Here is a 25,712-nt window from a genome sequence, read left to right on the forward strand (position 1 = left end):
AAAAAATGGGATACCACAAAAACAATTGTACCTTTTCAGCGAATTAACCTATTCGATAGAATAAAGATATCCCTTCATGTAAGCGATTTCCTTAATGCACATGGATTGGGAAAAGCTATTATTCTATTAAAGGAGGATAATTATGAAACCATCTCACTTTACGGCGAAACGGTTTATGAAAAAGGTACTCGGTATGTTCCTTGTGGTTGTGATGCTGGCTAGTATTGGCATACTGCCAACTTCAAAGGTTCAGGCAGCGGGAACTACCGTAACCTCAATGGAGTACTTCTCACCAGCAGACGGGCCTGTTATTTCTAAATCTGGGGTTGGCAAAGCCAGCTACGGATTTGTTATGCCTAAGTTCAATGGAGGCTCCGCGACATGGAATGATGTTCACAGTGATGTGGGCGTTAATGTAAAAGTGGGAAACAACTGGGTTGATATCGACCAGGCAGGCGGTTATATCTATAACCAAAACTGGGGGCACTGGAGCGATGGCGGCTTCAATGGTTATTGGTTCACCCTCTCCGCAACAACCGAGATTCAACTGTACTCCAAAGCGAATGGTGTTAAGCTGGAGTATCAACTTGTATTCCAAAACATCAACAAAACAACCATCACAGCGATGAACCCGACACAAGGTCCACAAATCACAGCAAGTTTCACAGGCGGTGCAGGCTTTACATATCCAACGTTCAACAATAATCCTGCGGTCACTTATGAAGCTGTTGCGGATGATTTGAAGGTGTATGTCAAACCTGTAAACAGCAACACTTGGATTGATATTGACAATAACGCAGCCAGCGGCTGGATCTACGATCACAATTTTGGCCATTTCACTGATGGCGGAGGTGGGTACTGGTTTAACGTAACGGAGTCGATCAATGTCAAATTAGAATCAAAGACTTCTTCGACTAATCTTGTTTATACCATTACGTTTAATGAACCTACAAGAAATTCATATGTCATTACGCCATACGAAGGAACAACCTTCACAGCAGATGCGAATGGTTCCATTGGGGTTCCGCTTCCCAAAATTGATGGGGGCGCGCCAATCGCCAAGGAACTAGGCAACTTCGTATACCAGATTAACATCAATGGGCAATGGGTGGATTTGAGTAACTCCAGCCAGAGCAAATTTGCATACTCCGGTAATGGGTATAACAATATGTCCGATGCCAATCAGTGGGGTTACTGGTCCGATTATATCTATGGTCTTTGGTTCCAGCCAATCCAAGAAAATATGCAGATCCGTATCGGATATCCGCTGAACGGACAGGCGGGTGGAAATATTGGCAACAACTTCGTCAACTATACCTTCATCGGCAATCCAAATGCCCCGCGTCCGGATGTATCTGATCAAGAGGATATCTCGATCGGAACGCCAACCGACCCGGCAATCGCGGGCATGAACCTCATTTGGCAGGATGAATTCAACGGAACTACGCTGGATACAAGTAAATGGAACTATGAAACAGGATATTATCTTAACAACGATCCCGGTACTTGGGGATGGGGAAATGCAGAACTGCAGCACTACACAAACAGCACCCAAAATGTATATGTACAGGATGGAAAGCTGAATATCAAAGCCATGAACGACAGCAAATCTTTCCCCCAAGACCCGAATCGGTATGCACAGTATTCTTCGGGAAAGATTAACACCAAGGATAAACTGTCCTTGAAATACGGCAGAGTCGATTTTCGTGCCAAGCTTCCTACAGGTGATGGTGTATGGCCAGCACTGTGGATGCTTCCAAAAGATTCGGTATACGGCACTTGGGCTGCATCAGGAGAAATTGATGTTATGGAAGCGAGAGGCCGTCTGCCTGGATCAGTAAGCGGTACTATACACTTTGGTGGACAATGGCCCGGGAACCAGTATTCGGGCGGCGATTATCACTTCCCGGCGGGGCAAACTTTTGCCAATGATTATCATGTATACTCGGTAGTCTGGGAAGAGGACAACATTAAATGGTATGTAGACGGCAAGTTTTACTATAAAGTCACTAACGAGCAGTGGTATTCCGCAACTGCACCGAATAATCCCAATGCACCTTTTGATGAGCCGTTCTACCTCATTATGAACTTGGCAATCGGTGGAAACTTTGACGGCGGCCGTACCCCGAACGCCTCCGATATCCCGGCGACGATGCAAGTGGATTATGTACGCGTGTATAAAGAACAGTAATAAGAACAGTAATTTGCGATTTCGGATACAGCGAATGAAGATCAGATGGAACAGATGCTGGGCAAACCGGACCTGAAATCTCATACTCTAAAATAGGCTTACGACCGATTCCCAATATTTCTACCTGGGAATCGGTCGTTTAAATTTAGACTTGATACTGTAGTTCATCGGCTGCAACTCTTGTCGAAGGACAACATCATTAGGAGGAAATATGAATCAGAAAGAATTTGAATCAGTCATCAATCTCCCTGCAAATATTCGTTATGAATACTTCATCAAAAAAGTAGTGGATTCAGAAGAAGTGTGGGGGCTTTATGAGAATGGTTGGTCAGTTACTGAAGATGATAAAGGTAATAAATTACTTCCATTTTGGCCTAAGAAAGAATTCGCGGAATACTGTGCAACTGATGGTTGGGAAATTTACTCAAGTAAAAGTATGGATTTGTACGAGTTCATAGACGATTTTCTACCCAATTTAAAAAAAGAGGGTTTTAAACCTTCAATATTCTTAAATAATGCTGATTCTGCTGTATTAGAAGTCGATATACTAATTGAGGATTTAAAGACAGAACTTGAAAAATACTAACTTAAAACCTCAACGAAGGAGTTTGGAAAACCGTGAAAAATAAGAGACGTAAACGAATAAAATTGGGTGATATCTACGCTATACCTCTGCCTAACGGTAAGTTTGCCTTTGGGAGAAGGCTTAAAGATGCCAGCATTGCAATCTATAATGTGATAAGTGACACGATAGAAGAGATACCTCAAGAAGAGGAATACCAATTTATCGTGGGTGTATATGATGATGTACTGAAATCAGGTGATTGGCCGGTCGTTGAGAATCGTCCGTTCCCGAATGAAGAAGAGGCGTGGCCCCCACCTGCCTGTATCATTGATAGGATATCAGGAGGGTATGAAATATATCATTTGGGAGAGATTAGACCTTCTACTCGCGAAGAAAGCGAAGGATTAGAGATTGCGGCTGTTTGGGAAGCCCATCATATTGTTGATAGAATAATGGGAGATGATAAGTGGCACCGAGACCCGAATAAATAGTGTACGAGTATACCATCTTTGGTTCCAGAGTATCAGGTGTAGCGGTTTGAACAGCTTTTTCACTTTCCAATACAAACATTAAATCACGGCCTACATACGTTTCTATAGGGGTAACACCAAGCGCTCCAACCATTTGCTCTGTTAAAGTAAACTCTTCTCGCATCTTATATAAACAAAATCAACCGAGCAAAGCCCTCCTTTTACAAAGAGGACTTTGCTTGTTTTGCATTCAGAGGTAAGTAACAATGCAAAGTTAACTTGACACATAATGCAAAGTGAACTATGCTAAAAATGCAAAGTAAACATTGCAAGGACGTGATCACTTGAAGACAAGAATTGCAGAACTGCGTAAGCAGCATAAGCTGTCACAGGAAGAGCTGGGACGAATTGTTGGTGTTACCCGGCAAACCATCACCTCTCTTGAAAGGGGAAAGTATACGGCTTCCCTTATTCTTGCTTACAAAATTGCCAATTTTTTTGGACTCGCCATTGAAGACGTTTTTGATTTCAGCGAAGTGGAGGAAATGTAAATGGACAAGTACAAGATTAAAGTAAAAACTCGCAAAAACGTACTGTCACTGGTAGCGGCTGCTACCCTATTGATCTATGTAGGACTTATATTTTACCGAGGTGGACTACCCGATTTACCTAGTTTTATAAAGGGATTTCACACAGGAGCTTTTATCGGGGTTGAAGTGGCCGTCGCTTTTTTCCTCGTCAGGTATATAAAAGCCAGTAATAATGAAGCCGAGCTGAAGAAGCAGTATATTGAGGAGAATGACGAGCGGAGTGTAATGATACTCCAGAGAGCCGGCACACTCAGCACAGCAATCATTCTCATTGGTATGGGCATTGCCTCCGTGATCGCCGGTTTCTTTAATCCCTTGATATTCTATACCTTACTAACTTGCTTATTATTTGTTTTAATCGTATTTTTTGCACTGTGGATGTTTTATGCGAGAAAAATTTAAGGTTTAGATCAAAGCAGTGGAGAGAGGTGAATGTTTACCGGATATCGATTTACGGACAGGTTATTTTCGGTATATGGTATTATTTGTTTGATGGAGTAAACTAAAGCTTGAGACAAACATCAGTCAGTGTTTTCCAAAAAAAAGGTAAGCATAACGATCAAAGTTTTAAAAGGGAGTGAACTATATTAATATACAGCATCCCTATTTACGACAAATTCAGCTTAAGCGGCAACAAGTACCCACCTATAATCGTTACCCCTTTGATTTGGCAGTCATTCGAAACCTAAATACTCTTGATTTCCACCCCAAGGTAACCTATATCGTAGGTGAAAATGGAATGGGCAAATCAACACTGATGGAGTCCATTGCTGTCGCATGGGGATTTAACCCGGAGGGTGGGACGATCAACTTTTCCTTCTCAACCCAGGCTACTCACTCGAACTTATATGAATATATACAATTGATTAAAGGTCCGCGACGCCCGAGGGATGGCTTCTTTTTCCGGGCAGAAAGTTATTATAATTTAGCCACAACGATCGATGAGTTGGACAGTCAGCCTTCATTCGGTCGCCCTATTCGCCCTATTAAAGATTCGTACGGTGGCAAGTCCTTGCATGAGCAATCGCACGGAGAGTCGTTCTTTTCCACTTTCATTCATCGGTTCGGAGAGAATGGATTATATATACTGGATGAGCCTGAGGCTGCACTGTCTCCCCTTCGCCAAATGGCGATGCTGACACGAATCCATGAACTTGTTTTGCAAAACTCTCAATTTATAATTGCGACCCATTCCCCAATCCTTATGGCATATCCAGATTCGATTATTTACAATCTAAAGCCAGATGGTATCGAAGTCCAAGTATTGGAAGAAACCGACCATTATATGATTATGAAAGAGTTTGTGAATAACAAGGATAGGATGCTCAGAGAGTTATTCGAGTAAGCTAAAGATTAATTCCACTGCTATCCTATAGAATCTAAAAGCTTAAGAGAGATCGTTACAAAGAAAGCGATCTATTGTCGAGATTAAGCTAACGAGAAACGTTAGCTTAATCAAACTTAATAAGGCATCAAATTGATCATCTGCTGATTTCAACTAGCGGACTGACAACAGGGATCGTTGCAGAAATGCTAACGATCCTTTTTTGTATATGTTTACGTATGAGTATTTAAATCACGAAAAAGGGCTCCTCCGTAGATTAGGACGCCCCAAGTGCAGGTCAGCGATCACGTACCTGGATATAAAGGGAAAACAGTGGGTGTTGCCCAACAAAGTGACGTTTTTATTTTTCACAGTCCGATCGGTAATTTTGGTGATGCTGAGTATCTACATGCTGTAAGCTTAGTAGAAGTGACTTTGTAGAACCATTCGAACGCTCTACAAAGAGAAACAACGGGTCGAACAGGAAGAACGGTACAACTATATTGGACTTTTATGGAGAAATAAGGATATAAAGCTACTGCTTCTATATATTTTAAAACAGAAGATTCTATTTTTTAGCATGGGTGCTTGTAGGGGGGGGATGCATGTTTCATTATTTTCTGAAGATAAGCAGAAACATTGTTAGGATTGCAACTGCGAAGCATTCGTCCTAAATCGAGGAAGTATAAATATACTATTCTCTATTTTCATCATCTAATCGCCGACGAAATATCAAAGCCGAAACAGCAAATATAATAAAAGATAATGTTGAAGCAGCAGTAACCATCTTCAACACACTTCCTATCGGGGGGTTAAACAACAGAGCAATTGAGATGATTAAAACAGCACCTGTTAAACCCATTCCCAAAATCGAGATCGCTAAAATCTTGTTCATCAAATCACCTCACAGGTTGAAATAGAGTTTCTCATTGCATAATAATAGTTTAATACATGATGAATTAGTATAGAATGTAACAAAAAGTATAGCAAAGATTTAGTAGCGATTGCTTCCGAGAATGGGGAAGCAATCGCTATGTTTTTTTGCAGATTTTTTTATTTTTTTGTCCGCCACATGTGTACAAAAAATAAAAATGATGATACATTGAATTTAGTTTATTTCCTTTTATAACAGGGTTTTTTCGAAGAATACTGTGTCTCCTGTACGAGGACATGCGTATATCGAGGAGGGAATGGAATGTCAAGTCAAGCATTGGACCAATTTTTAAGTTCGAACATCGAAGATCTAAAGACTAAAGGTCTATATAACGTCATTGATACGCTGCAGGGTGCAAATGGTCCTGTTATTCGTATCAACGGAAAGTCCTTAATCAATTTGTCTTCCAATAACTATTTGGGACTGGCAACAGATCACCGCCTGATTGATGCTTCAGTTAAGGCGTCGCAGACATACGGGGCAGGCGCAGGGGCTGTGAGAACAATTAATGGTACGATGGATCTTCATATTGAGCTTGAAGAAAAACTGGCCCGTTTCAAAAAAACGGAAGCCGTTATCGTGTATCAATCGGGATTTAACTGCAATATGGCTGCTATATCCGCGGTAATGGACCAGCATGATGCGATTTTATCAGATGAGCTGAACCACGCTTCGATTATTGATGGCTGCCGCCTGTCGAGAGCCAAGGTGATTCGCTTTAAGCATTCGGATATGAATGATTTAAGACAGCAGGCGAAAGATGCCAAGGAATCCGGTCAGTACCATAAAATTATGGTCATCACCGACGGGGTTTTCTCCATGGATGGTGATATAGCAAAGCTGCCTGAAATCGTGAAAATAGCAGAAGAATTCGATCTGATTACTTATGTGGATGATGCCCACGGTTCTGGCGTTCTCGGAGCAGGTGCGGGAACCGTGAAGCATTTTGGATTGTCCGACCGCATTGACTTTCAAATTGGTACTCTTTCCAAGGCGATTGGCGTTGTCGGCGGTTATGTGGCGGGTAAAAAACAACTGATCGAATGGTTGAAGCTGAGAAGCCGTCCGTTTCTGTTCTCGACATCGCTACCTCCGGCTACAATCGCTTCTTGTAGCGCTTCTGTCGACATTTTGATGAATGACAAAGAGCTGATCGAGAAGCTGTGGGAGAACGGCAGTGATTTGAAAAATGGCTTGAGCCGGCTTGGATATGATGTAGGCCAAAGCGAAACGCCGATCACACCTTGTATCATTGGCGATGAAGTAACCACCCAACAGTTCAGCAAACGGCTTTATGAAGAAGGCGTTTACGCCAAGGCAATCCTGTTTCCGACGGTTCCGAAAGGAACCGGAAGAATACGCAACATGCCGACAGCTGCCCATACCAAGGATATGCTCGATCAGGTGATCTCCGTTTATGAGAAAGTTGGCAAGGAAATGAAGCTGATTTAGCTACATTCGCGGGAGTACATTTCGGGAGGAATGTCTTATGAACAAGATTTTGGTGACCGGAGCACTGGGCCAAATCGGTTCTGAGTTAGTTGTTAAATTACGTGAAATTTATGGTGCGGATCACGTCATTGCTACGGATCTCAGGTCATCAGCCCACGAAATTACCCGATCCGGGCCATTCGAGCTGCTGGACGTGACGAATGATAAGGCGATGTTCGAAATCGCCAAGCGGTACGAAGTTGATACCGTCATCCATTTGGCTGCGCTGCTGTCGGCTACCGCAGAGGAGAAACCGCTACTTGCCTGGAATTTGAATATGGGTGGATTGATGAATGCACTTGAAATATCCAGGGAGCTCGGCTGCCAATTTTTCACTCCAAGCTCCATTGGATCTTTTGGTCCTTTGACTCCGAAAGACAATACCCCTCAGGATACGATCCAGAGGCCCAATACGATGTACGGCGTGAACAAAGTGTCCGGCGAACTGCTTTGTGATTATTATTTTCACAAATACGGCCTGGATACTAGGGGACTGCGATTCCCGGGTTTGATATCTTATATGACGCCTCCCGGCGGAGGAACGACGGATTACGCCGTGGAAATTTATTACGCAGCCGTGACGGCTGGCCGGTATACATCTTATATCGCCAAGGACTCAAACATGGACATGATGTATATGCCGGATGCCCTGAACGCTATCATCGATTTGATGGAAGCGGATTCTTCCCGGTTGATGCACCGAAATTCATTTAATGTCACGGCAATGAGCGTGGATCCGGAGGCGATCGCTGCAGCGATTCGGGATGAGCTTCCCGGCTTTATCCTCGATTATGACGTTGATCCGAAGAGACAGGCGATTGCCGATAGCTGGCCGCATTCCATTGATGCAACGGCAGCGAAAACAGAATGGGGATTTCATGCTCGCTACGACTTGAAGGCCATGACGAAGGATATGCTTTCACATCTAAGCGAGAGACAAATGCTTCGCAAGGCTTAAAGTTATTATGAATTCGATCGAAGAGTGACATCGCTAAAAAAAGCAAGAAAGGGGAACTTATAAAAACAAAAACAGAACGAAACTGTCGAGGGACAAGAACATTGTTCCATTAAAGTCGCTATTACAGCGGCTTTTTTTGTTTTAAGGACAAGAACATTGTGTCATTTCGAATTAGGTATCTATCTAAATAGCATCATGATGAAGATCATGTGGCAAGAAAAAAGCACATGAATTTAAGAATTCGCGTGAATAACGATTTTTTTATTAGAAATAACGTTTTTCCGGTAAAGACCAATCAATCTGCGCCAACCATCGGGACGCGAATATGTGCTTACGAACTCGTCGATGTCGGTTTCGTAGATTGCTCTTGGTATCTCACGCTCATGCTTAGGAACACGAATTGTGGCTTCTTGGCAGAGGTAGTAATTCAAATGTTCGTGTCCAAATATGATTGTCATGTGGATTCATGACAGGCTCATGGTACTTGGAAGCGTTGAGAACGCCGGAGTAAGGACAGTACCGTTATCTTCGTATCTGACTGCAAACATTATTCTATGCCTGCCTAGTTCTGACAGATCTAAGCAGGGAGTCGAGCCAGATCAGATTCGGCAAGAATAGCCTTTCTGTTCATATCATACTAGTTTATTATCAAGTATCCTTCAGCAAGTCAACCATGTTAGAATAGTGAATTTCACTCAGTTGCTCGATAAAGTTATCTACCCTGTAGTTCTCCGGTTCAACTATCCAGAGACAAATTACTCCTACCAATCCAGATATCATGTATTCGATGCCAATTTTTATCTTCTCATCGTGGCGATGATCGCCGATTCCCGAAAAAATGATCGTTTTAAAAGCCTCTTTCAAGTAAACGGAGAAGTTTGGATAAATATTTTGAGTGATCATTGTCTTAAAAAATATCATATTGGCTTCAATATCGTCGAAAATCGTTTTTAACATGGTAGCAAACATATCTTTATCCATCTCATGAATTGAACTCACTTCCAGGCTTAAGCAAGCATTTAAACTCTCCACGTTTTCCTGAAATAACTTCTCCATGAATTGAGGTTTATCTACATAGTGCAAATAAAATGTGTTGCGATTTATCATCGCTTCTTTGGCAATGTCCTGCACAGTAATTCGTTCATAGCCTTTGGTTTGTACTAATCTCAGAAACGCTTCTTTAATGGCTTTCCGCGTTTTGAGAATGCGCAGATCCACTTTATCTTTACCCAATTCGTACTTCCCCTCCATAAATAATAGTCGGATTTATCAAAAGTGATGTTTAATTAACAGATTGAACAATATCAACCATTGAGTCGTTTAAGTGTACGTTTTACAATCAAAACTGTCAATTGAACTCACTAACTCATTCATAAAAGGAGAATCATAAATGAAAACACTGGCGATTATTGGTGCAGGTAAGGGATTAGGATTATCTATTGCGAAGAGCTTTGGCAAGCGCGGCTTCCAAGTGGCATTAGTTGCAAGAAATGCTGCAAAACTGCAAGATATGGTGGATGAACTGAAAGCGGATGGTATCGAGGCATCTTATTTCGTAGCAGATATTTTTAACAAGGAACAGATTGCACAGGCTATGACCAACATGAAAGAAAAGTATGGTCAGATTGATGTGTTGGAATTCAGTCCAACAGCAGGCAATTATCCTCCCACTTCTGTATTGGAGCTAACGGCGGAGAACGCCAGGGACGCATTTGAGGCGAATGTGGTTAGTGCCATCCATGTCGTCAATGCTGTTCTCCCTGCTATGCTCGCCAGGAAAGAGGGAGCCTTGCTCTTTACCTCAGGATTATCCGCCATGTACCCTGTGTCCATGATGGGGAATATCGGTATTGCTCTTTCAGGGTTACGCAATTATGTTGCTAATCTTCATACTTCATTGTCTGCTCAAGGGATTTTTGTGGGCCACCGCTCATTAGGTTTATTGATCAAGGAGTCAGGTACCGGCGCAATTAATGATCCGGATGTAATTGCAGAGATGTGGTACCAGGCCTATGTAGAGAAAAACGTATGGGAAGAAGAGTATCCTGAGGGGGTTACCCCCGAAACCATTCTGTTTTAACATTGGTGATGATTTCAGCAGGTCATAACATACAGTTGTAACCAAGTAGATGAGCTTGAGAACTAGGCATATATTTTGTGCTAAGAGACGCTTGAAAGAGATGAAGAAGTCGCTAATTTAGCGGCTTTTTTGTTTATCGGTACAAGTTCTTGTCCCGAGTCGAGGACAAGAACTTGTACCGATTGCCGATTAGATAAACACCTAACTAAGTTTCATGCAATTTCATTTAACAAATGTGTAGGAAAAATAAACTAATTGTCCAGTGAAAATATAGTATTTTCTTAGTGTTTAGGTTAAAGATAAGTCCCTGTTTAAGCACTACATGCTACACGCGTAGGTTCTTTAATAAATGATTGGAAATGGAATATAAAAAGGAGGACGTAACCCGCGAAGGCGCGGAGGGCAGTGCTTAGACTTTCATGAATAAAAGAGGTGTCTGGGGTATTATATGTAATTATGGGTTATGAAATAAATGGATTATTTGAAAAGAAAATGGGGGAATCAAAATATGGAACGTAAAATTCAACTAATGGAAACCTACGTAAATATCGACTTTGGAAACTCACCCTTTTTAAAATTAGATAAAGGGTTGCAAATTCCATACTCTTTAATCGAGGGAATAACAACAGGTAGACCAATACCCAAGGCTTTTAAACTATATGGTGCTTTATTAGGAGAAAAAAGAAATGGGTTATTTAGATCAAATGGTGGTTATCAACTCCACTTTTTTGAAAATGAGCTTGAAACTCTTCATTTAGATTTGAATAGCTTGAAAGTTGGTATGTTCAAAATATCAAAGTTGATCATTGGTGTTGAAAATCCTGAAGAAATAAGTGAAAATATTTCCGAAAGAGTGCAGTGATAATAAAGGAAAAGTGTATTACGAACGTGAGACGGTGGAACTTCGAGAAAAAAGCTTACGAGCTCAAAAACTTGTGAAGACATATAATGGTTGCGATCCAGAGGAGAAGAAATAATATGTGCGACAAGACAACGCAAAAAAGATCACTTCATTGTAGAATATAAGAATTATGAGATGGGCGGGAATTGTACATTTTTTCGGGGGAAGTTCTTTATTATGTGTACTAGGAAAGAATAAGCGGAGCTTATACAATAACATTAGAGATTGTAAACGCTTGCTTTTAATTCTGAGGATGCAATCAATGAATTACCGTAATCCCGTATATGAAGGATTCTATTATTCCAATACCAAAGGAGATGCCTTATGAATCAACAACAACTACCTAAGCCCCACCAACCGCTCGTAACCCACATCTTCACTGCTGACCCGTCCGTCCATGTCTACGAGGGCAAAATCTACATCTATCCTTCCCATGACCTCGATCATGACGAGCCGAGCAACGATAACGGCGACCAGTATAAAATGGAAGACTATCATGTCCTCTCGATGAACAACTTCGATTCCCCGGTGGTTGATCACGGCGAAGCGTTGCATCTGAGAGATATTCCGTGGGCCTCCAAGCAGCTCTGGGCACCAGATGCCGCTTATAAGAACAATACCTATTACCTGTTTTTCCCGGCACGGGATCATGACGACATCTTCCGTCTGGGTGTGGCAACATCAGAGTCTCCGGCAGGCCCATTCATGCCGCAACCGAATTATATGGAAGGCAGCTTCAGTATCGATCCGGCCGTATTGGTGGATGACGACAATCAGTCATACATCTATTTCGGCGGACTCTGGGGTGGCCAGTTGGAGAAATGGCAGACCGGCAGCTTCGTGCCAGATGCAGAAGGACCTGCTCCTGACCAGCCGGCGCTTGGACCGCAAGTTGCACTGCTTAGCGACGACATGCTGTCCTTCCAAGGCAAGCCTGCCGAGATATCGATTGTCGATGAAGACGGGAATCCGATTCTGGCTGGGGATGAGGAACGGAGATATTTTGAAGGCCCATGGGTGCATAAATATAACGGCTATTACTATCTGTCCTACTCTACAGGAACCACGCATAAGCTCGTATATGCGATCGGCAAGAACCCGATGGGACCATTCACGTTCAAGGGCGAGATTCTCTCTCCGGTTATCGGCTGGACAACCCATCACTCCATTGTGCAAGTTGAAGACAAGTGGTATCTGTTCTATCACGACAGCTCCCTGTCGGAAGGCGTCAACCACAAGCGCTGCGTTAAATATTCGGAGCTGAACTACAACGAAGATGGAACGATCCAGAAGATCAATCCTTATCCGGGTGCGGAGTAAGTTAGCTGGTTAGCGGAAACAGATAAGATTACAATATAAGGCATAATACATGAGGCAGCTCCTGACGGGGCTGCTTTTTTGATAGGAGGAGGATCAGTTGTTTCACTCAAACTTGGAGAAAATCTCTGCTGAACAAAGAATACTTCAGCAGTATACTGATTGAATTAATAAATTTATCTTAATTAAACATAAAGCCTTCTTTCCTTCGGAGAGAAGGTTTTTAGTTTAATTAGAATTTTGTTGACACATATAATATCCTAATGGCTTTATCCAGTTGAATGCGTGAAGCGCGTGTCGACGAGTTTTAGTAGGGAACTTCTTTTCCTGTGGAGGGACAAGAAAATAGTCCGATTAACGATTAGATGAGTATCAAAATAAAAAAGCTATATAGAGGAGAGTGGGCTTTAACTTGGGTCAGTAGCGCTACAGGGAAATACTTAACCCATAGAAAGGGATGAAATAGTTGTTTACTTAGATACTTATTGTGTCTTATAATTTTCACAAAGATACAAATCGTATCCTAAAAAGTTTGTATCGCACAAGTAATGTAAGGGTGCTCGCATCTTGGTTCCAGTCGGTTCCAGTTTTTGTAGAAAGAGGGGATGACCGATGGAAACGAAAAAAACGCCTTGGCAGGCACCGGAATTAGAGGTGCTGGATGTGCAGCAAACGATGGCTGGCTATGGATTCAGGCAAATTGATTGGATCGAAGAACATGATGCAGACCTATATGATCCATCGTCCTGATGATCATACTTCAAATTGAAAATCGTATTCTTGCTCAAAAGGTCGCCTGTGGGCGGCTTTTTCGATGCTCAGATGAGGGACAAGAACATTGTACCATTCCAGACCAAGACGACTATGATTGATATTGAGCAGCAGCTAAATAAGGCGTAGCCAGCCTCCTGTTGATGTAACATTCGTTCGAATACGTTGCGAAATTCGTTACGTCGCTCGACAAACATTGTCCAATTGAGGCCTCCACGAAAAAATGATTTCTCCAAAAACGGCTTATACAGACAGTTCATAATATATAACGGAACCTGTTCTTTCAAATCCAGTGGTTGAAACACATGTGATACATCATCGTAAACGGCTCTTCTTTTGTCAGCTTCAAATGGACGGAGGTGAAGGAGTCAAAAAATACTCTTCTCTAAATACGATTGAATTGTGCATGATCAGATTCCCTTCGCTTCGTAAGTCATTTGGAAGGAAGCATTGCTTACGGACAGTATGTCTGTATTTTTCGGCGCATTCAACCATATATTGGATTCGTTTATTATGTTAAAGAGGTTCTACACCATTTATAGCGTTGTGAGAGGGGAGTGATCATTTTGAATACTTCTAAACAAATGATGTCTCATAATTCCAATGATCGTTTTAGTAAACTTGGAATTTATAGCGTCCAAAGTGTCTTTATTATTCTGTTCTTGCTGTTAACCCCTATCTACTATTTGAACAAATGGGACTTTAAACGTCACAAAAAGCGGAATCCTTTCTACACCAGTAAATTGGTTCGATTGCAAGAGCGTTATCCGATTTTCTACGAATTGGCCATGTACGTTCAAAATTTTCCTATTCCTCGTAATGTTTACAAAGTTTTACCCCCTTTAAAGGGCGATGTTCTTCAGGTGGGCTGTGGTACAGGTTTATTGAACAAGTATCTTCGCAAGCAGAAGGATGTTCGTTTTCTTAACATGGATCCGAATATAAATGCTCTAAAACTTGGAAAGAAGTGGGGAAGGTTTAATTCTTATATCCATGCTTTCATTGATAAACCGACTTCTTTACCTGATCATAGCTGCGATATGATTTTGTTTGCAAGAAGCTTTCATCACATTCGCTATCACAAAAAAGCCTTCATAGAGAGCTGCAGACTGTTACGTGACGGTGGATCTATCATTATTGCGGACCCGGTTGTTCTCAAGTCTCTTTCAGGTTCTGTAACGGACGGTGGTTATATGGCGAACTCTTCGATTGATGGTGTGATTTGGAGATTTACCAAAGAAACATTAATTACTCACATAGAGCGCTGTCTTCCTCCTGAATTAAAGATAGAATCAGTAACCGAAACGAGACAAGTGCATGTAACGAATTATAATTTATTTGTACCTCAGACAGATATCGTAGTGGTACTGCGAAAAAGGGAGGCTGTATACAATGACAACTAAATTTATTTATGGTGTTTGAAATCTGCAGCATTATTCAATGTTTATCCGTTGCTCAGCCAGAAACATGTCTTGCGGATAATATAGCTAAAGGTATCTCTCCACAGAGGTGCCTTTTTTTGTTTTTAGGAACCAAGTCTTGTCCCAAGCTGAAGACAAGATCATTGTGTAGGCTGCAACGTTTGTCGTGTCAAGGGAAGATGAGTTGCACGGGAATAACGGCGTTCTTAGGAGAATAGATATCATCCATTTGTTCACGTAACAGCTTTACGGCTGTTCGTGCCATTTCCTGTTCATCCTGCTGCACATAAGCTACGCCTGAAAGATGTGGATTATCAAAAGATAGCAAGTCGATATTTGAGTGAACGTTCAGAAGACTGATCGCGGCGGATGTAAGGCGTGCTGTTTCTTCAGTCAAGGAAAAGGCTGCCGAAATTCCACTGTGGTTCTGCAAGAAGTTGCTTACATAGTCCAATGCTTGCTCGCTGCGTAGAATGTCGAGAGGGATGTGACACCACAAGCTCTTGTCAATCGAGATGCCTTGATCTGTGTACGCCTGCTCAAAGCCGAGCGTGCGATCCTCGACGGCTGTATTGGCATTTTCAGGTGAGATGAGCGCAATCTGCTGATGACTCTTGGATAACAAATGGGATACAGCTTTATACGCACCGCCGTAATTGTCGGATGTAATGGTGTACGTCTCAATGTTGCGCAGATAGCGGTCGATGAACACACACGGGAATTTATCGAGCGACAGACGCAGTAATGATTCGTTATACTTCTCATCTTCTGTTGGAAAAACGATCAACCCCTTCACACCGAGCTCCGTTAGTGTACGAATGACGTTTGATTCGATAGAGGAGGACTCGCGCGTGATGCTTAGTACCATGCTGAGGCAGGCTTCTTGTAGGAAGTGTTCCGTGTAGTCAACGAGCTTCTGAATGACACGGGTTCTCATCGTCGGAATGATGAAGCCGATGAGCGGCATGGAGCACGCGCTGCTTGGGGATGGCGAGAAATTGATGCTAGAAACAACAAGACTAGAAGAGACGAATGAGCCTTTGCCTTGTACGCGTATAATTAATCCTTCGTCAGCTAGTAGGGTTAGGGCGTTCCTGACGGTTATTTTACTTACTCTGAATTCGTCCATTAGTTCTTGTTCAGAAGGAATGCGGTCCGTTGGCCGAAGCTGCCCTGATTTAATTTTCTGTATAATATTTTCTCGAATTTGTTTGTAGAGCGCCAGCTTTTTCAAAGAGTAGCATCTCCCCATAAACTTTATGATTTTATAATCAATTGGTTATATAAAGCTTATTTCATATATATTATAATACGGCTTGTAAAGCGCTTACAATATGGAATCTGAGAAATTGTTGCGAAGGGGTCTTTTCTTTGAAAGGTTAGAATTATGTTAAGGATGGTGGTGCCAAGATGGGTTGTAACCGCTTAAATTAACAGAACTAACCAGTCAGCCGACTTTTCAAATGCATAACAAAAAAGAGAGGATGACGAACAAATGAAAAAACGCAGTGCTTTAATCTCCATCGTTACTCTCCTGATTATGTCACTTGTTTTTACTGCATGTGGTAGTCCTTCTGGTTCAAAAACGGAAACACAACAATTAGGCGCTAATGCCGGTGAGAATGCAACAGAATTATCATTTTGGACATTCGCAGATTTGCACGGCAAGCATTTGGATAAAATGCTGGGGTTATGGAACCAACAGAACCCAGACAAACAGATTAAGTTGAATGTAACGGTTATGCCTTACGATGATATGCACAACAAGCTCTTATTGGCAGTTACAAGCGGAAAAGGTGCTCCTGATATCGCGGATATTGAGCTTGGTCAATTCCCTAAATTCTTGGAAGGTGACAACGTTCCCCTGGAATCTTTGAATGATGTATTTGCACCATACAAAGACGTTGTTGTTCCTTCACGTGTCGAGATTTACTCCAAAGCCGATCAGGTTTATGGCTTTGATTATCACGTAGGTGCTACGCTTGCTTTCTACAACACTGAAATTCTCGAACAAGCAGGTGTTGACTACAAGACAATCAAAACGTGGGAAGATTACAAACAAGCAGGTATCAAGGTTTACGAAAAGACTGGCAAGTACTTAGGTACTGCTGATACATCAGCTTCGTGGCAAGCATCGCTGCTACTAGCTCAGCAAAATGCCGATTTTACAGATGAAAATGGTAATCCAAAAGTGAACTCGCCTGAAATGATTAAAGCGTATGAAATGTTAGTCGATCTGCAGAAGAACAATGTTATTCATACGATCCCTGGCGGACAACCCGACACAGAAGAAGCAAAAGGTGAATATAACAAAGGCAACTACGCAAGTGCATTGATGCCTGAGTGGTACATGTCCCGCTTTGTAAACGAAATGAAAGACCTTAAAGGTAAGTATGCAATAGCTCCATTGCCTGTATTCGAAGAAGGTAATCCTCGTTCCGTTGGCTTAGGCGGTACTGGCACAGTTGTTACTAAGAATGGTAAAGACGTTCAGTTGGCAAAAGAATTTGTAGCCTTTGCTAAGCTTTCGAAAGAAGCTACTACAGAAATCTGGAATACACTTGGATTTGACCCAATCAACATGGAAGTATGGAAAGATGATGCAGTTACGAAAAACCCTGAAAATGAATACGTCCAATACTTTAAAACAAATGCATTTGATACGTTGAATGAAATCAAAGACGAAATTAGAGCGATTAAGTCCGTTAAAGCTTCACCAACCATCGGCAATATATTCAATACGGTTACTTTGAATGCTATCTTTGAAGATGGCCAAGACGTGAAGGAAGCGTTGGATGAAGCACAAGCAGCAATTGAACAAGAATTGAAATAAATATAATAAGTAAATGATTTGATTAAACCTGTCGGCAGGTACAGTGGTCGGCAGGTTTAACCATAGTCAAGGGAGATTGAGAATATGATAAAGAAATTTGTATACTCTCAAAAAGTTGCACCTTATGTTTTTGTATTGCCATTTATACTCATATTTTTGATATTCTGGTTTTTTCCGCTTGTAAATTCATTCGTAATGAGCTTTCAAGATAGGATGCTGGGACAGGATCCTAAATGGATTGGTGAAGCAAATTATTCGAAATTACTTACTGATAAAGTGTTTTTGACATCTATTAAAAATAGCGTTGTGTACATGTTAGGAACCTTAGTGCTGTTGATTCCTTTTCCCATGTTATTCGCCGTTATGATCAACAGTAAGTTAATGATGGGAAGAGAGTTTTTTAAATCTTCTTTCTTTCTCCCTGCATTGACATCTGTCGCAGTTGCGGGTACCATTTTCCGCCTTACATTCGGTGAGATGGAAGGTTCATTAATGAACAGTTTCCTAGGTCTATTTGGTGTAGAGCCTATCAAATTTTTGAAAGACGGAAATTGGAGTATGGCAGCACTGTTAATCCTCGCATGTTGGAGATGGACAGGCGTTAATATGCTTTACTATCTATCGGGTTTGAAAAGCATTGACAATGAATATTATGAGGCTGCTTCAATTGACGGTGCATCTGCTTGGCAGAAGTTTAGAACGATCACAATGCCATTATTGAAGCCGACCACGGTATATGTTACAACAATTAGTGTTTATGCAGGTTTAGCAATGTTTACCGAGAGCCTGATGATGTTCAACGGTAACAAATCACCCCAAAATATTGGCTTAACCATTGTTGGATATCTGTATAGACAAGGGATTGAGCAGAATAAGCTGGGTTACGCAGCTGCAGTTGGTATCATTCTGTTAGTCATTGCTATGGTTATCAATTTAACGCAGTTAAAATTTAGTGGAATGTTCAAAAAGGAGGAGGATTAAAGTGGGCAGAAGTCAGACGAGGAGTGATTTCATCTCTAGAATAGTAATTATTTGTTTATTCATTATACTATTCGTTATAATTATGATCCCATTCTACGCAGTGGCCCTATCTTCCTTTAAACCAGGTGAATCATTAGTTAGATATGGTCTTAACCTAAGTTTGGATTTTGAAATCATGAGTTTTGATAATTTCATCTTTCTGTTTACTGGAGAACATGATTATTTTGTGTGGTTTTGGAACAGTATGATTTTAACAATCGTTCAAGTGATTTTAACACTTTTTGTAAGCGCATTTGTTGCATATGGTTTTGCAGCATATCATTTTAAAGGTAAGAACTTCCTCTTTATATGTGTTTTACTCATTATGATGGTGCCTTTCGAAATACTGCTGGTTCCTTTGTACAGCCTAATTAATGATTTGGGAATGGTGAATAGCTATTCGGCAATCATTCTGCCCGGTATAGCCAATGCCGCGACAATATTTTTCTTCAGGCAATATCTACGAAGCATACCCAAAGAGATTATTCAATCTGGGCGGGTTGATGGTGCAAACGAGTATGCGATTTATTTCAGACTAATTATGCCGATTATGAAGCCATCGTTTGCAGCAATGGCCATATTGAATGGTATGAATAGCTGGAATAATCTATTGTGGCCATTCATGGTGCTCGGAGATCAGAGTAAATATACACTTCCAATCGGTTTGAAAACGTTGTTAACTCCTTATGGCAATAACTATGACTTATTGATCGTGGGCTCCTTCTTCTCCATCATTCCAATTTTCATACTATTCATTGCTTTTCAGAAATATTTCATAGACGGTATGACTGCAGGCGCTGTTAAAGGGTAATCTATATTATGATGAAACAGGTGATAAGATGGAAATCCAACTACGAGCGTCACACGACATTCAACCATTAATTGAACAGAGAGCTGATCCTTTTATTTACAGACATTCGGATGGTTATTATTACTTCGTAGCATCCGTTCCGGAGTATGATCGGATTGAAATCCGTAGAGCCCAGAACCTTGAGAAGCTTGTTACATCAACTCCTGTAGTGATCTGGAGAAAGCGCGAGAATGGTATCCTTAGTGCCAATATTTGGGCACCCGAACTGCATTTTATTGATGACAAATGGTACGTGTATTTCGCTGCCGCATACACGACGGAAACGAATGAAGGCTTGTTCGACCATCGGATGTACGTGCTAGAGAATGAAAATGACAATCCGCTCGAAGGCAGTTGGATGGAAAGAGGGCAGGTTCGTACCGAATGGGAAAGCTTCGCCCTCGATGCCACTACCTTTGAGCATAATGGCAGCCGTTATTACGTATGGGCACAAAAGGATCCGAATATTGAAGGTAACTCTAATCTGTATATATCTAAAATGAGCAATCCGTGGACGTTCACTGGGCCGCAAACGATGATTTCGATGCCGGAATATGACTGGGAAATCATTGGTTATAAAGTAAACGAAGGCGCGGCATTTCTTCGCAAGGATAATCGGGTATTCCTCTCTTACTCGGCTAGCGCCACGGATTTCAATTATTGCATGGGCTTACTTGAAGCCGATGCGGATGCTGATTTGCTCGATGCCAACTCATGGCGCAAGTCGCAAACAGCGGTTCTCTCGACAGATGAGAGCATCTCAATGTATGGTCCCGGTCATAATTCCTTCACGGTGTCAGAGGACGACGAAGAGACGCTATTTGTGTTTCACGCAAGAACGTACAAGAACATTATAGGAGATCCGCTGTACGATCCGAATCGCCATACATTTGTGACGGAGCTTTTGTGGACGGCTGACGGCAGACCCGATTTCCGCGGTTCTGTTGCAGCACTTGCACGTTCTTTACAATGAACGAGTGTCCCAACAAGGTTGGTTGATGGATTTGAGTTCGTTTATCCAACTTGCCAAAGAGAGACAGTTAGAACATCGAAGGCACCCTACTGGGTGCCTTCGACTTCGCTCAACAGATAATACTTCGAACAACAGTTCTGACTAACGACTTGAAATATCTAGGGGAACAAACAAATGTATTGTCTAAAGAAATTGAGGCGAGTTATGGAAGAAGTTGCAATCTAAAGATTCGGGAAACGATAGCTCAATAAAACCGAGGATAGGGCAGGTTATAATCAAACTGCTTAGCAACTTTTTTTGTTTTAAGGAACCAAGTTCTTGTCCCAAGCTAAGGACAAGAACAAACCGACCAGATTTACACATGATAACGGCATCATTTCGATAATAAATCTTTTACCATTAGATAATGCGGAATTCCATCTTCCATAAATACATCGGAAGTAGTCTGGTATCCTAGCTTGTGATAAAATCCCTCTGCATGTGTCTGTCCGTGTAATTTAACTTTGGATATTCCTTTATTTTCTGCAATTTCTTCCAGTGATGTAACGATTAATTTACCGAGACCATATTCGCGATAAGGTTTTAAGATACATATTCGATCTAATTTACCTACGCCATCTCGAATAATAATTCTGCCTGTTCCGGCGGGTAGTTCATTAAAATAGACCAGGATGTGCTCACACTGTCCATCTAAATTATCATAATCATCAAACTCATCTTCAATTGGTACATTTTGTTCTTTCACAAACACTTTTTCTCTTATTTGAAAAGCGATGTTGAGCCCCTCAATTGAGTCTATTTTTTTTGATTTCATTTCTTATAATCCTTTCAGAAATTCATTTTCTAATTAAAAACAAATTAAACATACTTTTAGAATGATTATAAACGATATTTTTTTGTTGTAAATACAACAAAAAAAGGAGGAGCTAAAGGACTACGACAGATCATTAAAGACTCCTAGATACCGAGTGTTAAATTACCAGTTGCCTTATCATTTGTAGTGAGCGCTTGAGTGTACAACTCAATGATTTTTAAAGCATACGGCAGGAATTGATGACCATACTGAGTAAGAACGACTTGTTTACCCAAGCGATCAAAGCTAGGTTTTCCAAGTTCAGTTTCCAATTCTTTAATATGCGTTGTGACAGAAGACTGAGCATAACCTAGTTGATAAGCTGCTTTCTTAAATCCCCCTTTTTCAACGATGGTCTTTAAGGTAATTAGATGACGAAGTTCCATAATCACATCCTTAATTAATTGCTCTTAATAGGAGGTTTTATTATGATTTTAATTGAACTTTGGAATCATTATAAGGCAGATAAACGAATTCAAGGGTTGAGCCCTCAAGATGTTGGTTTCTGATCTAGGGGATGTCGATATTTCGGGAGTAACTCTAAATCTCCTGAAGGAATACTTAGCAAAGCAATCTGATCGTCTAAAACCAAGCAGCCTAGGGCACGGTATCCCTTTTGTACGTTCCTTATTTTGCTTTGCACATGAAGAAACCTATCTATCTAGCAATCCTTCTATTAAACTGCATGAGCCAAAACATGGAGAAGCGGGTATTTAAGTTTTTGATGGAAGAAGATGTGATTCATTTAAAGATCTCTTGTCAGACCTTACGGGAAGGAGTTTAAATTAAAATAGTATGCCTTCATAAACTGTTAAGAATTGCTCTCTATAATTCAAACTGTAAGCATTAAAACAAATTATTAGGAGGGCATTAATATGAAAAGAAAGAGTTTGAAGTGGGTTGGATCAACAGCATTATCACTTGTACTGGTAACTAGCATATTACCAGTGGCAGGGGCGACTGGTGTGTCTAAAGTTAATAGAGTTACGGAAGTGAATGGAACTGTGACTACAAAAAGTGAGAAAAACAATGTATATGTAGAGAGTGAGTTCGCCACGCTAAAAAGAGTTGTATTGACACAATCTGAAGCTTTTATGCACTTCAATTTTGATGATTTTCCAGAAGGAGACATGCCTATGCCTGAAGGAGGCATGTCTATAATGAATACGGATCCGGCAGAGGCACAGAAAAAGTGGGAAAAAGAGCGTGAAGATCTTAAAAAGGTTCTTGAAAAATACGGGGTTGAGGTTCAACGTCCACGCCTTTTAAATGAAAAAGAAAAACAACTAGGGGCTGTGAAAGATGGCATTACAGGTGGCGAAGGAGTAACTAATTTCTTTGTCAGAGATCCATTCTTCACAATCGGAAATCATCTAATTGAAGGTTCATTTAAATCGGCTTACCGGAGACTTGAGGTTTTACCTGTTAGAAGTATTCTGGATAAGGAAGCAGCCCAAAATAACGTTCCGCATGTAGCTGTCCCACAACCAGACGTTTCTAAAGGAATCAACTCTGCTGCCGGTCCTTACCTTGAAGGTGGAGATATCCTCGTGTATGGAAAGACTGTATTTGTCGGTAATTCTGGTCTAGCTTCAAACAAAGCCGGTATTGATTGGCTCAGAAACTATTTGACACCATCAGGTTATAAGGTGGTTGAGGTGAAGCTAGAACCTGGCACATTGCACCTGGATTGTGCTATCAGTTTTGTAAGAGATGGATTAATGATTGTTAGCATGGATTCGTTAGCCAATGGGCTCCCAGAAGAACTTAAAAATTGGGACAAAATCGAAGTGAGTTACAAGGATGCTCAAGATTTGGCAGTAAATGGATTGCCAATCAGTAGCAAAGTATATGTTACGGACATTGCATTCAAAAATACAATTGGAAAAGAGCTTGAGAAAAGAGGAATCAAAGTAGAATATGTTGATTACGAAATTTCTCGTTCTTTCGGCGGAGCTTTCCGTTGCAGTACACAGCCATTGCTCCGCACGGATAGCTAAAAGTTAAATCAAGTATGAGGTGAACTATGACAAGCCGGATTTTAGTGGTTGAAGATGATCAGGAAATTCGTGATCTGCTACGTATGTCTCTTGTCCGTGAAGGTTATGAAGTAACAACAGCTAAAGATGGAGAACAGGGAATTGAATTAGTAAATGAGTCATTGGATTTGGTGATTCTGGATATTATGATGCCTGGAATAAACGGACTGGAGGCTTGTATACGAATCAGAGAACGATACAATGTTCCTATTCTTTTTCTAACTGCTAAATCCGGAACTTTGGACAAAACGGAAGGTTTGCTTGCCGGTGGAGATGATTACTTAACTAAACCTTTTTCTGTACAGGAGCTTCTGGCAAGAGTTATTGCTTTGTTGCGTAGGTATACGATTTATCAAGATAAAAAGGATTATGGCGAAACATTTCTTATCGGAGGACGCTTAAAAGTAAGTGAACAATTTAACGATGTATGGAAAGGCAGTCAGAAGATTGAGCTTTCCGATCTGGAGTACGGTCTACTTAAACTGTTGATGACCAGAAGAAATAAAATTTTCTCTGCCCAAAATATTTATGAGAGTATTTGGAAGGAACCTTATTTCTACAGTTCAAATAATACGGTAGTAGTACACATCCGAAAATTACGATTGAAAATCGAAGAAGATCCAGCAAAACCAGCGTATATCTTAACGGAATGGGGAAGAGGTTACCGTTTTGGCCACTCATAAACTTACAATAACTAAAAAGTTGACTGTTTTAATAATTATTGCTCTCACCATAAGTGTTCTTTGTTTTTTACTTTTGCAGTCCATAAGCAATCGGGTTATGGATCATTATTTTACTTCTGATGAGCGTTTAAAGTCCGAATCTCAAGTTTACGTCCAAAAATTTTCAGAATATGTTTCAGCAAACGATCTGTCAACGACAGATCGTATTGCGTTTTCAGACTGGATTAAAAGTCAGAAGAGTAATTTATTTTTATACGTATTTCAGAACCAGGTGCTTCAATATGATTCCTTGTACCATGCTGATGACGAAGGAGCATATGGAAGTCAGCCTGAAACTGATTATGATCGACGGAACTCTTACCCAGTACAATTTAAGGATGGGACAGGTAACGTTTCAATCTATGGATTTTATTTTTCTCACTACTATAATGTGGCCTACATGCTTGAAATATTGCTGTCCGCAATGTTATTTATAACCATTGTTTTATTAGGAATACGTAGAGGGATCAAATATTTACGCACAATTAATAATGAAATTCATATCCTTGAAGGCGGCTCATTAGACTATTCTATAACGGTACGAGGGTATGATGAATTGGCGATGATTGCGGAAAGTATAGAGGAACTACGTAAAGCATTTTTAGGCAGGTTAGAAAGGATAGAAAATTTGCAAAATGAGAGTAGAAATCTTGCAACCGAAATGTCTCACGATATGCGTACGCCACTGACATCTCTCATCATGTATTTAGAGTTTGCCCGTAATACACCAGAAGATTTATGTGTAGAAACAAGGTATCAAATCGAGAGTGCGTATCAAAAGGCTCTCCAACTTAAGAATCGTACAGACGATCTGTTTTCATATTTTTTATTAGATAAAGAGAGGGAGGCAGACTTAGTAACCCTTTCAGTTCGGGAATCAATTCATGATGTATTGTCAGATATTACAGCTGTACTTCGAGCGGAAGGATTTCAGGTACTTGTAAATGCCTCCCCTACGGATGTCATAATTATTGTGGATATGGAAAATATTGGACGTGTATTTGATAATTTTCTGTCGAACATACTAAAATATGCAGATCGAGAGCAAAAAATTAATTTATTTACTTATATAGAAGATCATCATTTTGTGATTTGTGTAGAAAACAAATTAAAAATAAAGAATGAATCTGTAGAAAGTTATAAATTGGGTGAAAAAATCATAGAAAAAGTTATGCATCGGATGATAGGACAATTCTCTTCATCTGAAGATCAAGAGAATTACAAGATTATACTGAAATTTAAAATAAGTCGAGCTTTTAATTAGCTGCCTAAAATTGCATGTAACGTGTTTTCGTAGATCTATCACGTTGACTGTATTCAATTCGTTCGACGATGAAGTTATGCGGGGGTTGTTACGACAAAACGGGTAATTCTGTTGGAAGAAGGTACAGCAGAGATGAAAGGGCTAA

25 protein-coding genes and 1 pseudogene are annotated in these 25,712 nt (G+C 40.8%); 21 read left to right on the top strand and 5 right to left on the bottom strand.

What is annotated here, in order from left to right; all coding sequences use genetic code 11:
• The first annotated feature begins 142 nt into the window (after window positions 1–142).
• The 6 genes from NST38_RS16595 to NST38_RS16620 all read left to right on the top strand — a co-directional run bounded on the left by NST38_RS16595 (window position 143) and on the right by NST38_RS16620 (window position 5,161).
• Complete coding sequence (locus NST38_RS16595) at window positions 143–2,191, top strand: glycoside hydrolase family 16 protein (RefSeq protein WP_256719995.1); 2,049 nt, start codon at window positions 143–145, stop codon at window positions 2,189–2,191.
• A gap of 211 nt (window positions 2,192–2,402) precedes the next feature.
• The gene (locus NST38_RS16600; RefSeq protein ID WP_076250519.1) at window positions 2,403–2,777 is read left to right on the top strand and encodes a DUF2750 domain-containing protein; all 375 of its coding nucleotides are present in this window, start codon (window positions 2,403–2,405) and stop codon (window positions 2,775–2,777) included.
• 32 nt (window positions 2,778–2,809) lie between these two features.
• Entirely contained in the window at window positions 2,810–3,247 is a 438-nt protein-coding gene (locus NST38_RS16605; RefSeq protein WP_076250517.1) for an Imm26 family immunity protein, read from the top strand.
• A 323-nt stretch (window positions 3,248–3,570) separates the two neighbouring features.
• Complete coding sequence (locus tag NST38_RS16610) at window positions 3,571–3,777, top strand: helix-turn-helix transcriptional regulator (RefSeq protein WP_036613900.1); 207 nt, start codon at window positions 3,571–3,573, stop codon at window positions 3,775–3,777.
• Window positions 3,778–4,218: a hypothetical protein gene (locus NST38_RS16615; RefSeq protein WP_036613899.1), complete on the top strand. Its 441-nt coding sequence runs from the start codon at window positions 3,778–3,780 to the stop codon at window positions 4,216–4,218.
• 190 nt (window positions 4,219–4,408) lie between these two features.
• The gene (locus tag NST38_RS16620) at window positions 4,409–5,161 is read left to right on the top strand and encodes an AAA family ATPase (RefSeq protein ID WP_370511418.1); all 753 of its coding nucleotides are present in this window, start codon (window positions 4,409–4,411) and stop codon (window positions 5,159–5,161) included.
• Between the two features lie 673 nt (window positions 5,162–5,834).
• Here the strand turns inward: NST38_RS16620 and NST38_RS16625 are convergent.
• Window positions 5,835–6,035 carry a hypothetical protein gene (locus NST38_RS16625; RefSeq protein ID WP_076250515.1) on the bottom strand — a complete coding sequence of 67 codons (201 nt, stop codon included), beginning with the start codon at window positions 6,033–6,035 and terminating at the stop codon, window positions 5,835–5,837.
• A 300-nt stretch (window positions 6,036–6,335) separates the two neighbouring features.
• On the opposite strand from NST38_RS16625, the gene NST38_RS16630 reads away from it, so the two are divergent.
• Window positions 6,336–7,526: a glycine C-acetyltransferase gene (locus NST38_RS16630; protein ID WP_076250513.1), complete on the top strand. Its 1,191-nt coding sequence runs from the start codon at window positions 6,336–6,338 to the stop codon at window positions 7,524–7,526.
• Window positions 7,527–7,563: 37 nt separating this feature from the next.
• Window positions 7,564–8,523: an L-threonine 3-dehydrogenase gene (locus NST38_RS16635; protein WP_076250511.1), complete on the top strand. Its 960-nt coding sequence runs from the start codon at window positions 7,564–7,566 to the stop codon at window positions 8,521–8,523.
• Window positions 8,524–9,171: 648 nt separating this feature from the next.
• Here NST38_RS16635 and NST38_RS16640 read toward each other — a convergent pair.
• The gene (locus NST38_RS16640) at window positions 9,172–9,756 is read right to left on the bottom strand and encodes a TetR/AcrR family transcriptional regulator (RefSeq protein WP_051447337.1); all 585 of its coding nucleotides are present in this window, start codon (window positions 9,754–9,756) and stop codon (window positions 9,172–9,174) included.
• A 157-nt stretch (window positions 9,757–9,913) separates the two neighbouring features.
• Here NST38_RS16640 and NST38_RS16645 point away from each other — a divergent pair, with 157 nt between their 5' ends.
• The 5 genes from NST38_RS16645 (at window position 9,914) to NST38_RS16665 (ending at window position 14,995) form a co-directional block, all read left to right on the top strand.
• Window positions 9,914–10,603, top strand: a complete 690-nt coding sequence (locus NST38_RS16645) for an SDR family NAD(P)-dependent oxidoreductase (protein ID WP_076250508.1) — start codon at window positions 9,914–9,916, stop codon at window positions 10,601–10,603.
• Between the two features lie 472 nt (window positions 10,604–11,075).
• Window positions 11,076–11,465 carry a hypothetical protein gene (locus tag NST38_RS16650; protein WP_341344021.1) on the top strand — a complete coding sequence of 130 codons (390 nt, stop codon included), beginning with the start codon at window positions 11,076–11,078 and terminating at the stop codon, window positions 11,463–11,465.
• 363 nt (window positions 11,466–11,828) lie between these two features.
• Window positions 11,829–12,824 carry a glycoside hydrolase family 43 protein gene (locus NST38_RS16655; RefSeq protein ID WP_076250504.1) on the top strand — a complete coding sequence of 332 codons (996 nt, stop codon included), beginning with the start codon at window positions 11,829–11,831 and terminating at the stop codon, window positions 12,822–12,824.
• A 609-nt stretch (window positions 12,825–13,433) separates the two neighbouring features.
• Window positions 13,434–13,571: a paeninodin family lasso peptide gene (locus NST38_RS16660; protein WP_106427116.1), complete on the top strand. Its 138-nt coding sequence runs from the start codon at window positions 13,434–13,436 to the stop codon at window positions 13,569–13,571.
• A 587-nt stretch (window positions 13,572–14,158) separates the two neighbouring features.
• Window positions 14,159–14,995 (top strand): class I SAM-dependent methyltransferase, encoded by an 837-nt coding sequence (locus tag NST38_RS16665; RefSeq protein WP_076250501.1) that lies wholly within the window; start codon window positions 14,159–14,161, stop codon window positions 14,993–14,995.
• Window positions 14,996–15,182: 187 nt separating this feature from the next.
• On the opposite strand, the gene NST38_RS16670 is transcribed toward NST38_RS16665, so the two are convergent.
• On the bottom strand, window positions 15,183–16,247 hold the full coding sequence (locus tag NST38_RS16670) for a GntR family transcriptional regulator (protein WP_017688249.1): 1,065 nt from the start codon (window positions 16,245–16,247) through the stop codon (window positions 15,183–15,185).
• A 261-nt stretch (window positions 16,248–16,508) separates the two neighbouring features.
• On the opposite strand from NST38_RS16670, the gene NST38_RS16675 reads away from it, so the two are divergent.
• From NST38_RS16675 to NST38_RS16690, 4 genes are all read left to right on the top strand, one after another.
• Window positions 16,509–17,846, top strand: coding sequence for an ABC transporter substrate-binding protein (locus NST38_RS16675; protein WP_076250499.1), 1,338 nt, complete (start codon window positions 16,509–16,511; stop codon window positions 17,844–17,846).
• An 84-nt stretch (window positions 17,847–17,930) separates the two neighbouring features.
• On the top strand, window positions 17,931–18,827 hold the full coding sequence (locus NST38_RS16680) for a carbohydrate ABC transporter permease (RefSeq protein WP_076250498.1): 897 nt from the start codon (window positions 17,931–17,933) through the stop codon (window positions 18,825–18,827).
• Window positions 18,828–18,858: 31 nt separating this feature from the next.
• Entirely contained in the window at window positions 18,859–19,677 is an 819-nt protein-coding gene (locus NST38_RS16685) for a carbohydrate ABC transporter permease (protein WP_370511417.1), read from the top strand.
• A gap of 28 nt (window positions 19,678–19,705) precedes the next feature.
• The gene (locus tag NST38_RS16690) at window positions 19,706–20,689 is read left to right on the top strand and encodes a glycoside hydrolase family 43 protein (protein ID WP_076250494.1); all 984 of its coding nucleotides are present in this window, start codon (window positions 19,706–19,708) and stop codon (window positions 20,687–20,689) included.
• A 373-nt stretch (window positions 20,690–21,062) separates the two neighbouring features.
• Here the strand turns inward: NST38_RS16690 and NST38_RS16695 are convergent, their stop codons facing one another.
• A complete protein-coding gene (locus NST38_RS16695) occupies window positions 21,063–21,503 on the bottom strand; it encodes a GNAT family N-acetyltransferase (protein ID WP_076250492.1) in 441 nt (146 codons plus the stop codon).
• A gap of 146 nt (window positions 21,504–21,649) precedes the next feature.
• Window positions 21,650–21,928 (bottom strand): annotated as a pseudogene (locus NST38_RS16700) (LysR family transcriptional regulator); the annotation flags it as partial.
• A 109-nt stretch (window positions 21,929–22,037) separates the two neighbouring features.
• Here NST38_RS16700 and NST38_RS16705 point away from each other — a divergent pair.
• From NST38_RS16705 to NST38_RS16720, 4 genes are all read left to right on the top strand, one after another.
• Complete coding sequence (locus tag NST38_RS16705) at window positions 22,038–22,259, top strand: hypothetical protein (RefSeq protein WP_341344022.1); 222 nt, start codon at window positions 22,038–22,040, stop codon at window positions 22,257–22,259.
• 158 nt (window positions 22,260–22,417) lie between these two features.
• On the top strand, window positions 22,418–23,542 hold the full coding sequence (locus NST38_RS16710) for a dimethylarginine dimethylaminohydrolase family protein (protein WP_083684368.1): 1,125 nt from the start codon (window positions 22,418–22,420) through the stop codon (window positions 23,540–23,542).
• Window positions 23,543–23,568: 26 nt separating this feature from the next.
• A complete protein-coding gene (locus NST38_RS16715; RefSeq protein WP_036673666.1) occupies window positions 23,569–24,264 on the top strand; it encodes a response regulator transcription factor in 696 nt (231 codons plus the stop codon).
• Window positions 24,251–25,567 carry a sensor histidine kinase gene (locus tag NST38_RS16720; RefSeq protein WP_076250489.1) on the top strand — a complete coding sequence of 439 codons (1,317 nt, stop codon included), beginning with the start codon at window positions 24,251–24,253 and terminating at the stop codon, window positions 25,565–25,567. The genes NST38_RS16715 and NST38_RS16720 overlap by 14 nt, the downstream gene beginning before the upstream one ends.
• Window positions 25,568–25,712: the final 145 nt, after the last annotated feature.

Source organism: Paenibacillus sp. FSL H8-0104 (genome assembly GCF_038050215.1).
GTDB classification, from domain to species: Bacteria; Bacillota; Bacilli; order Paenibacillales; family Paenibacillaceae; genus Paenibacillus; species Paenibacillus amylolyticus.

Excerpts from the sequence above, each read along its gene's own strand:
- NST38_RS16595 (WP_256719995.1), top strand. The coding sequence starts at position 143 with ATGAAACCATCTCACTTTACGGCGAAACGGTTTATGAAAAAGGTACTC.
- NST38_RS16600 (WP_076250519.1), top strand. The coding sequence starts at position 2,403 with ATGAATCAGAAAGAATTTGAATCAGTCATCAATCTCCCTGCAAATATT.
- NST38_RS16615 (WP_036613899.1), top strand. The coding sequence starts at position 3,778 with ATGGACAAGTACAAGATTAAAGTAAAAACTCGCAAAAACGTACTGTCA.
- NST38_RS16625 (WP_076250515.1), bottom strand. The coding sequence starts at position 6,035 with ATGAACAAGATTTTAGCGATCTCGATTTTGGGAATGGGTTTAACAGGT.
- NST38_RS16630 (WP_076250513.1), top strand. The coding sequence starts at position 6,336 with ATGTCAAGTCAAGCATTGGACCAATTTTTAAGTTCGAACATCGAAGAT.
- NST38_RS16635 (WP_076250511.1), top strand. The coding sequence starts at position 7,564 with ATGAACAAGATTTTGGTGACCGGAGCACTGGGCCAAATCGGTTCTGAG.
- NST38_RS16645 (WP_076250508.1), top strand. The coding sequence starts at position 9,914 with ATGAAAACACTGGCGATTATTGGTGCAGGTAAGGGATTAGGATTATCT.
- NST38_RS16650 (WP_341344021.1), top strand. The coding sequence starts at position 11,076 with ATGGATTATTTGAAAAGAAAATGGGGGAATCAAAATATGGAACGTAAA.
- NST38_RS16655 (WP_076250504.1), top strand. The coding sequence starts at position 11,829 with ATGAATCAACAACAACTACCTAAGCCCCACCAACCGCTCGTAACCCAC.
- NST38_RS16660 (WP_106427116.1), top strand. The coding sequence starts at position 13,434 with ATGGAAACGAAAAAAACGCCTTGGCAGGCACCGGAATTAGAGGTGCTG.
- NST38_RS16675 (WP_076250499.1), top strand. The coding sequence starts at position 16,509 with ATGAAAAAACGCAGTGCTTTAATCTCCATCGTTACTCTCCTGATTATG.
- NST38_RS16680 (WP_076250498.1), top strand. The coding sequence starts at position 17,931 with ATGATAAAGAAATTTGTATACTCTCAAAAAGTTGCACCTTATGTTTTT.
- NST38_RS16690 (WP_076250494.1), top strand. The coding sequence starts at position 19,706 with ATGGAAATCCAACTACGAGCGTCACACGACATTCAACCATTAATTGAA.
- NST38_RS16695 (WP_076250492.1), bottom strand. The coding sequence starts at position 21,503 with ATGAAATCAAAAAAAATAGACTCAATTGAGGGGCTCAACATCGCTTTT.
- NST38_RS16705 (WP_341344022.1), top strand. The coding sequence starts at position 22,038 with ATGTTGGTTTCTGATCTAGGGGATGTCGATATTTCGGGAGTAACTCTA.
- NST38_RS16710 (WP_083684368.1), top strand. The coding sequence starts at position 22,418 with ATGAAAAGAAAGAGTTTGAAGTGGGTTGGATCAACAGCATTATCACTT.
- NST38_RS16715 (WP_036673666.1), top strand. The coding sequence starts at position 23,569 with ATGACAAGCCGGATTTTAGTGGTTGAAGATGATCAGGAAATTCGTGAT.